The 8,401-nt window shown below is 66.3% G+C and carries 10 protein-coding genes; all 10 read right to left on the reverse strand.

Translation table 11 applies throughout. The features are described 5' to 3' along the window. Positions 1 to 666: aldehyde dehydrogenase family protein (locus AC1DYI_RS20305; protein WP_477205943.1), on the reverse strand; the 666-nt coding region annotated here is incomplete at its 3' end. 206 nt (positions 667 to 872) lie between these two features. Continuing rightward, entirely contained in the window at positions 873 to 2,018 is a 1,146-nt protein-coding gene (locus tag AC1DYI_RS20310) for an ABC transporter substrate-binding protein (RefSeq protein ID WP_477205944.1), read from the reverse strand. Continuing rightward, a complete protein-coding gene (locus tag AC1DYI_RS20315) occupies positions 2,015 to 2,683 on the reverse strand; it encodes a TetR/AcrR family transcriptional regulator (RefSeq protein WP_477205945.1) in 669 nt (222 codons plus the stop codon). Before AC1DYI_RS20315 ends, AC1DYI_RS20310 begins: the two co-directional genes overlap by 4 nt. A gap of 10 nt (positions 2,684 to 2,693) precedes the next feature. Beyond that, positions 2,694 to 3,779 carry a 1,2-phenylacetyl-CoA epoxidase subunit PaaE gene (gene paaE / locus AC1DYI_RS20320; RefSeq protein WP_477205946.1) on the reverse strand — a complete coding sequence of 362 codons (1,086 nt, stop codon included), beginning with the start codon at positions 3,777 to 3,779 and terminating at the stop codon, positions 2,694 to 2,696. Positions 3,780 to 3,783: 4 nt separating this feature from the next. Next, on the reverse strand, positions 3,784 to 4,359 hold the full coding sequence (paaD, locus tag AC1DYI_RS20325; RefSeq protein WP_477205947.1) for a 1,2-phenylacetyl-CoA epoxidase subunit PaaD: 576 nt from the start codon (positions 4,357 to 4,359) through the stop codon (positions 3,784 to 3,786). 5 nt (positions 4,360 to 4,364) lie between these two features. After that, complete coding sequence (gene paaC, locus AC1DYI_RS20330; RefSeq protein ID WP_477205948.1) at positions 4,365 to 5,150, reverse strand: 1,2-phenylacetyl-CoA epoxidase subunit PaaC; 786 nt, start codon at positions 5,148 to 5,150, stop codon at positions 4,365 to 4,367. A 105-nt stretch (positions 5,151 to 5,255) separates the two neighbouring features. Next, complete coding sequence (gene paaB, locus AC1DYI_RS20335; protein ID WP_374562276.1) at positions 5,256 to 5,546, reverse strand: 1,2-phenylacetyl-CoA epoxidase subunit PaaB; 291 nt, start codon at positions 5,544 to 5,546, stop codon at positions 5,256 to 5,258. 14 nt (positions 5,547 to 5,560) lie between these two features. Next, the gene (gene paaA / locus AC1DYI_RS20340; RefSeq protein ID WP_477205949.1) at positions 5,561 to 6,562 is read right to left on the reverse strand and encodes a 1,2-phenylacetyl-CoA epoxidase subunit PaaA; all 1,002 of its coding nucleotides are present in this window, start codon (positions 6,560 to 6,562) and stop codon (positions 5,561 to 5,563) included. An 11-nt stretch (positions 6,563 to 6,573) separates the two neighbouring features. Then, positions 6,574 to 7,881, reverse strand: a complete 1,308-nt coding sequence (gene paaK, locus AC1DYI_RS20345) for a phenylacetate--CoA ligase PaaK (RefSeq protein WP_477205950.1) — start codon at positions 7,879 to 7,881, stop codon at positions 6,574 to 6,576. Positions 7,882 to 8,164: 283 nt separating this feature from the next. Continuing rightward, a partial coding sequence (locus tag AC1DYI_RS20350) for a hypothetical protein (protein ID WP_477205951.1) occupies positions 8,165 to 8,401 on the reverse strand: 237 nt, incomplete at its 5' end.

The raw sequence follows: 8,401 nt of genomic DNA on the forward strand, positions 1-8,401 counted from the left end.
GTCCAGCAAATCGCCGGTGCCACCAATCACCAACTGCAGGCTGCCCGGCGGCAGGATGCCGGATTCATCGACCAGCCGCATCATCGCTTCGGTCAGGTAGCTGGTCGCGGTAGCGGGCTTGCCGATGCAAGGCATGCCGGCCAGGAAGCTGGGCGCGAACTTTTCGAGCAGGCCCCAGATCGGGAAATTGAACGCATTGATGTGCACCGCGACACCGCCGCGTGGCGCCAGGATGTGCGTGCCGGCAAAGCCGCCCTTCTTGCCCAGCGGCACGACAGGGCCTTCGTGCACGACATTGCTGCTCGGCAGCTCTGCCGAGCCCATGCTGGCGTAGGCGAACAATGTGCCGGTGCCGCCTTCGATGTCGATCCAGCTGTCGTTGCGCGTCGCACCGGTGTGGGCCGAGATCGCGTAGAGCTGCTCTTTGCGCTCGTTCAGGTATTTGGCCAACGCCTTCAGCCGTGCGGCGCGCTGCTGGAAGTTCAGCGCCATCAGGCCGGGCAAGCCGGTGCCCCGCGCGTAGTCGAGCGCCTCACCGAAGTGGATCACGTCGGCATGGGTGCGGGCCACGGGCTGGCCGTTGATGGCGCTGCGCAGCGTCTGCGCGGCGTCGCTGCCGATCCAGCGGCCGGCGATGAAGCTTTGGAGTTGAAGCGTGGTGCTCATGAGGATGTTTTTTGCAGGAAGGAGAGCTGGATGGCCGTCGTGGCTTCGGCCTGGCCTTCGACAGGCTCAGGCCGAACGGGCTTGTGCTTCCGGTTGTGTGAAAGGGTCTGGGCCCGGCCCCAAAACCGTCCGGGCTGAGCATGTCGAAGCCTTGTCACGCCGTCGGCGCGCACCGGCCCTTCGACAGGCTCAGGGCGAGCGGGTTGTCAGGGTTGGAATTTCCATGCGCCCTTGTCAATCTTGACCATCACGCGTGCGCGTTGATCGAGACCGAGGTGGTCGTTCGGCGACATGTTGAAGATGCCATGCGCGCCGGCCAGCTCTTTGACCTGCTCCAGTGCATCACGCAACGCGACTCGGAACTCCGGCGTGCCCGGCTTGGCCTTCTTCAACGCGTTCGGAACGGCGGTGGCCATCAGCAGACCTGCGTCCCACGCATGCGCGCCAAAGGTCGACACCGAGCCCTTGCCGTACATCGCCTCGTACTTGGCCACGTAGTCCTGGGCCGACTTCTTCACCGGGTGGCCTGAGGGCAACTGATCCGCCACCAGCACCGGGCCGCTGGGCAGGAACTCGCCTTCGACATTCTTGCCGCCGACGCGCAGGAAGTCATTGTTGGCCACACCGTGCGTCTGGTAGACCTTGCCGGTGTAGCCGCGTTCCGCCAGCGCCGAGGCCGGCAGCGCGGCGGGCGTGCCGGAGCCGGCGATCAACACCGCGTCGGGCTTGGCGCCGACGAGCTTCAGCACCTGCGCCGTGACCGAAGAGTCGGTGCGCGCATAGCGTTCGCTCGCGACGAGCTGGATGCCCTTGATGCCGGCGGCCTTGCTGAACTCACCGTACCAGCCTTCGCCGTAAGCATCGGCAAAACCGATGAAGCCGACCGTCTTGATCTTCGCGTCGGCCATGTGCGAGACGATGGCCAGCGACATCATGATGTCGTTCTGCGGCGTCTTGAAAACCCAGCGCTTCTTCGCGTCCTGCGGCTCGACGATGCGCGCCGAAGCGGCCATCGAGATCATCGGCACCTGCGCTTCGGAGACCGCGTCGATCATCGCCAGCGAGTTCGGCGTGGTCGTCGAGCCGAGGATGACGTCGACCTTGTCTTCGGCGATCAGGCGGCGCGTGTTGGCCACCGCCTTGGTCGTGTCCGACGCATCGTCGAGCACGATGTAGTTGACCTTCTGCCCGGCGATCGTCGTCGGCATCAGCGCGATCGTGTTCTTCTCGGGAATGCCGAGTGAAGCAGCCGGGCCGGTGGACGACACCGTGACGCCGACATTGATGTCGGCGAACGCGGCGCCGGCAGCCAGCACGCAGGCAGCGGCGACGAGAGTCTTCAAGGCTTTCACAGGGCAGTCTCCTTTCGAGGGGTCTTCTTGCGGGAGTGCGACACGGGTTCGGGCATGGCCGGCACGCTGACCGCGCCCAGTCCACCAAAAAACAGCTCGGCCACCATCGGAGCCATCTGCTCGTGGGTCAAGCGTTGGCCATCTTCAACGGGTTTGAGCCAAGTGAACATCCAGTTGATCATGCCGAACAGCAGCATCGTCAGCGGCTTGTGCAATTCAGCGGGCTTCAGCGCAGGCCTCACAGCAGCCACCGCCTCGGCAAAGGCATTGACCACGCGGCGCTCGATGCCGAGCACGCGCTCGCGCTCGGCGTCTTCGAGAAACTTCACGTCTTCGGTCAGCACGCGGTGCTCGTTCTGCGCGTTCGAGTATTCGCGCACGAAACGCACGATTAACTCTCGCAAGCGCGCTTCGGGCGTGAGTGGCTGCGCCAACACGTCTTCGACCACCGCTTCGAGCCGCTTCACATGCGCCTCGGCCACCAGTGCCAACAGCGCATGCTTGTCACGCACATAGTGGTACAGCGCCGCTTTCGACAGATCGCAGGCTGCGGCGACCTGGTTCATCGACGTCGCGGTATAGCCCTGCTGCGCGAACAAGGCCGAAGCCTTCGCGAGGATCTGGTCGCGCTGGTCGTCGTAGCCGGCGGAGCGGGGGCGGGCCATGTCGGCGGTTTCAGCGCTCGTCGAACGACACGGTCACGCAAGGCGTCAGCGGGTGCGCCTGGCAGGTGAGGATGAAGCCGTCGGCGACTTCGGATTTTTCGAGTGCGAAGTTGCGGTCCATGCGCACCTCGCCGTCGATCAGCTTGGCACGGCAAGTGCCGCAGACGCCGGACTTGCAGGAGAACGGCACGTCCATGCCCGCCGCCGAGGCGGCATCAAGAATGCTCGGGTCGGTCTTGCGGAAGACGATGTCGCGCGTGAGCCCATCGCGCACTACAGTGATCTTGGCGTTGTCGGCGTCGCCTTCCTTCGGCGCATGCAGCTTGGCCAGGTCGCCGGCCGATTGCAGCGCGATGCCGAAGCGCTCGATGTGGATGCCTTCTTGCGGCATGCCCGCTTCGAGCAGTGCAGCTTCGCCTTCGTCGTTCATCGCGTACGGGCCGCAAACGAAGGCGTGGTCGATGTGGCTGACGTCGATCACCGTGCGCAGGAACTCGGCAATCTTCTCGCGGTTCATCATGCCCATGTTCAGCGGTGAATCGACCTGCTCGTCGCTGAACACATGGTGCAGCGTCAGCCGCGTCATGTAGCGGTTCTTCAGGTCTTCGAGTTCTTCCTTGAACATCGTCGACGCCGCGCGGCGGTTGCCGTAGACCAGCGTGAAGCGGCTGCCCGGCTCGCGCTTGAGCACCGTCTTCATGATCGACAGGATCGGCGTGATGCCGCTGCCGCCAGCCAGACCCAGGTAGTGGCGCGGCGCTTCGGGCTCCAGCGGCACGAAGAAGCGGCCCTGCGGCGGCATCACCTGCAGCGTGTCACCGGCCTTCAGGTGCTGGTGCAGCCAGTTCGAGAAGATGCCGCCAGCGACCTTGCGCACGCCGACGCGCAGCTCACCATCGTCCAGCCCGGCGCAGATCGAGTACGAGCGGCGCACGTCCTGCCCGTCCACATCGTGGCGCACGGTCAGGTACTGGCCCTGCGTGAACTTGAACAACTCGGCGTGCTCGCCGGGGACGTCGAACGAAACAATCATCGCCTCGTCGGTGTCGGGGCGGACTTCGCGCACACGCAGCGGGTGGAAGTGCAAGGTGGTCATTTCGTCAGATCGGCTTGAAGTGTTCGAAGGGCTCGCGACAGTTGAGGCAGCGGTACATCGCCTTGCATGCCGTGGAGCCAAAGGCAGACAAGCGCTCGGTCTGCGCGCTGCCGCACTGCGGGCAATCGATGCCACGCGCAATGATGCGGATCGGCGAGGTGTTGTCTTCGCCGCAGCGGCCCGGCGGCGCAATGCCGTAGGCACGCAAGCGATCGCGGCCGGCTTCGCTGATCCAGTCGGTCGTCCATGCCGGTGCGCGGCGCATCGTCACGCTGACGGGCCCGAGCCCGTCTTCCTCCAGCGCACGCACGATCGCCTCGTTGATCTGCTCGGTCGCCGGGCAGCCCGAGTAGGTCGGCGTCACGGTCACGGCCAAGCCCGCGCCGGTGTCGATGACCTCGCGCACGAGGCCCAGGTCGACCACCGACAGCGCCGGCACTTCCGGGTCCGGCACGCCGCCCAGCACGTGCCAGGCGCGCTCGACGCGGCTCTCACCCGCTCGGCRTACCGGCGCGTCGGGCAGCGCCCAGCGCGCGTCCGGTGTCGGCAGCGTCGGGAACAGGCCGCGGGTGTCGACCATGTGGGTCACCACTTGCCGCCGGGGTAGCTGCGCTGCAGGTGCTGCATCTCGGCCAGCATGTAGCCCAGGTGCTCGCTGTGCACACCGCAGCTGCCGGTCGAACGGAATGCACTGTCTTTCGGCAGGGCCAGCTTGGCATCGGCCAGCACGGCACCCACGGCCGCCTGCCAGCCGGCACGCAGTTCGCTGCGCGCCGGGCCCAGACCGGTGGCCACCGCGTTCGCATCAGCCTCGTCGTCTTCGAACAACTCGGCGACGTACAGCCACAGGTTGTCCAGCGCCTGGCGCATGCGGCGGGTCGACTCTTCGGTGCCGTCGCCCAGGCGCACAACCCAGTCGGATGCATGTTCGACGTGGTAACGCGCCTCCTTCACCGCCTTGCCGGCGATGCCCGCCACTTCGGCGTCGCTGCTGGCCTGCAGGCGTTGCCAGAACAGGTGCAGCCACGTGCCGAGGAAGAGGTTGCGCAGCACCGCATCACCAAAGTCGCGCCCGCCCTTGCGGCCCGGCAGCTCGGCCAGCGTCATGTTCAGGTAGTCGCGCTCTTCGCGCAGGAAGGCCAGTTGGTCTTCGTCGACAGGCGTTGCGGCGCCCTGCCCCACATGCGTGAGCAGCGCGCGCGCCTGGCCSASSAGGTCGAGCGMCATGTTGGTCAGCGCGATGTCYTCYTCSAGGATCGGGCCGTGGCCGCWCCAYTCTGMCWGGCGCTGGGCGTGGATCAAACAAGTGTCGGCCACGCGCAGCAGGTAGCGCGCGCGCAGGTCGTTCGGGGGGGTGATCGATGGCGTCATGAATGTTGGCTCCCGCCGCCGGGGTACCGGCGTCACCCTCCAAGAGGGTGACGCGGCCGCTCGGGAGCGGCCCAGCGCTGGCCGCGCCCGTCCCGGCGATTCAAATTACATGTGGTTCACGGACTCGGGCAGCTCGTAGAACGTCGGGTGGCGGTACACCTTGTCCTCGGCCGGGTCGAAGTACATGTCCTTGTCGGCCGGGTCGGAGGCGACGATCTGGTCCGAGCGMACGACCCAGACACTCGTGCCTTCCATGCGGCGGGTGTAGACGTCACGCGCCAGTTGCACCGCCATCTTGGCGTCACTGGCGTGCAGGCTGCCGCAGTGCTTGTGGTCGAGGCCGGCCTTCGGGCGGACGAAGACTTCCCACAGCGGCCATTCGTTTTGCGTTGTCATTTCGTATTGCTCCTTCAAGCTGCTTGGGAGGCAGTGGTCTTCTTGCAGGCATGGGCCAGCGCGGCTTCGCGCACCCAGGCGCCGTCGTCCCAGGCTTTCACGCGCGCGGCCAGGCGCTCGCGGTTGCAGGGGCCGTCGCCACCGACCACGCGCCAGAACTCTTCCCAGTCGATCGGGCCGAAGTCGTAGTGATCGCGCTCGGCGTTCCACTTCAGCAGTGGGTCGGGCAGCGAAACGCCCAGCACCTTGGCCTGCTCGACCGTCGCGTCGACGAACTTCTGGCGCAGGTCGTCGTTCGACAAGCGCTTGATGCCCCAGCGCATCGACTGCGCAGTGTTCGGGCTGTCGGCATCCGGCGGGCCGAACATCATCAGGCTCGGCCACCACCAGCGGTTGGTTGCGTCCTGCACCATCGCCTTCTGCTCGGGCGTGCCGTCGGTCATCATCACCAGCAGCGAGTCGAAGCCCTGGCGCTGATGGAAGCTTTCTTCCTTGCAGACGCGGATCATCGCCCGCGCATACGGCGCATACGAGCAACGGCACAGGGGGATCTGGTTCATGATCGCCGCGCCGTCAACCAACCAGCCGATCACGCCGACGTCGGCCCAGGTCAGCGTCGGGTAGTTGAAGATCGAGCTGTACTTGGCCTTGCCGGTGTGCAGCGCGGTGACCATCTGGTCGCGGCTGGTGCCCAGCGTCTCGGCGGCCGAGTACAGGTACAGGCCGTGGCCCGCTTCGTCCTGCGCCTTGGCCAGCAGAATGGTCTTGCGCTTGAGTGTCGGTGCGCGCGTGATCCAGTTGCCCTCAGGCAGCATGCCGACGATCTCGGAGTGCGCGTGCTGGCTGATCTGGCGCACCAGCGTCTTGCGGTAGTGCTCGGGCATCCAGTCCTTCGCTTCGATGAAGGCGCCTTCGTCGATGCGCGCCTCGAAGCGCTCTTCCAGCACCGCCTCTTCGGCCGTGCGAATGGCCTTGCGCTCTTCCTTCGGCGCGGTGTCCATGGCTTGGGTGTACATGTGAGCTCCTTTCAGCGGGGGCGCTTGTCGATCACTCGACGCGCTTTTCCAACCAGGGTTCGTTCGATCGAATCAGGCATTCCCACGTCGACGCGGGTGCTGACGCCAATCAGGTTCTTGATGCGGTTCTGCAGCTGCTGGGCCATCGAGGCGCGGTCTGCGCTCACATGGGTGGGCAACACTTCGGCCAGCACCTGCACTTCGTCCAGGTTGCCTTCGCGGGTGACGACGATCTGGTACTGGCCCGACAGCCCCATGGTCTGCAGCACCAGTTCCTCGATCTGCGTCGGGAAGACGTTGACGCCGCGGATGATCAGCATGTCGTCGGAGCGGCCGACGATCTTGCCGATGCGCCGCATGCTGCGCGAGGTCGGCGGCAGCAGTCGCGTCAGGTCGCGCGTGCGGTAGCGGATGACCGGGAAGGCTTCCTTGGTCAACGAGGTGATGACCAGTTCACCCTCGGCGCCGTCGGGCAGCACCTCGCCGGTTTCGGGGTCGATGATCTCGGGGTAGAAATGGTCTTCCCACAGGACCGGGCCGTCCTTGCTCTCGACGCATTCGCTGGCCACGCCCGGGCCCATCACCTCGGACAGGCCATAGATGTCGACCGCATCGATGCCAGCGCTGGCCTCGATGTCGCGGCGCATCGCCTCGGTCCACGGTTCGGCGCCGAAGATGCCGACCTTGATCGGCATCTCGCGCGGGTTCAGGCCATGGCGGCGGAACTCTTCGATGATCACCTGCATGTAGCTCGGCGTGACCATGATGATGTCGGGCTTGAAGTCGCGGATCAGCTGGACCTGCTTCTCGGTCTGGCCGCCGGACATCGGGATCACCGTGCAGCCCAGCCGCTCGGCGCCGTAATGCGCACCCAGGCCGCCTGTGAACAGGCCGTAACCGTAGGCCACGTGGACGATGTCGCCGGCGCGGCCACCGGCGGCGCGGATCGAGCGCGCCATCAGGTTGGCCCAGGTGTCGATGTCGCCCTTGGTGTAGCCGACGACAGTCGGCTTGCCGGTGGTGCCCGACGACGCATGCACACGCACCACCTGCTCGCGCGGCACTGCGAACATGCCGAAGGGGTAGTTGGCGCGCAGGTCGTGCTTGGTGGTGAATGGGAACTTGGCCAGATCGGCCAGGCTGCGCACATCCAGCGGGTGAACGCGCTTCGCCTCGAAGGCCTTGCGGTAGTGCGGCACGTTGGCGTAGGCGCGATCCAGCGTGCGTTGCAGGCGGCGCAGCTGCAGGGCCTGCAGCTCATCGCGGCTGGCGGTCTCGATGGCTTCCAGGTCGCCGGGGGCGGGCGTCTTCACGGGCATGCGCGGTGTCTCCTGCGGGGCATCTTCGGGTCGCTCGAATCCGGCGCCCAGAATTAATAGACCGAACGGTCGGTAAATGATAACGGCGCCACCGGGTTTGACGCAAGTCAGGGATTCGACGGGTAGGCGCAAGGCGCCCGGGCTCGCGGCCCGGATCGGCCGATGGATGGCCGTGCTCGAACGGTGCGCCGGGCTCAGCGCACTTCGTTTCGGCCGCAGCAGTTGGCGCGGGTGGCGCAGTCGTGGGCCGGCAGCAGGCTCCGCCTGCCCCGCGCCCGTTGCGTCAGTGCGGCGCGTTGGAAGCCAGGGTCGGGCACTTGGGCGCGTAGCCACGCACCACGAAAGGCTGCTCGGCCCAGGGGCCCTTGCCGCAGCTGTTGTCCTGCAGGCAGGTGCAGCCCTTGGACTGCAGCATCTGGTTCACCGCTGCCTGGTCTTTCGGCGACAGCTTCGGCTGCTTGGGCGACAGGACCAGTTGCATCGCATCGGGCGGCGGCGGCGCGTCGGTCGGGGGCAGCGA

Source organism: Ideonella sp. P3_A4 (assembly GCF_056403075.1).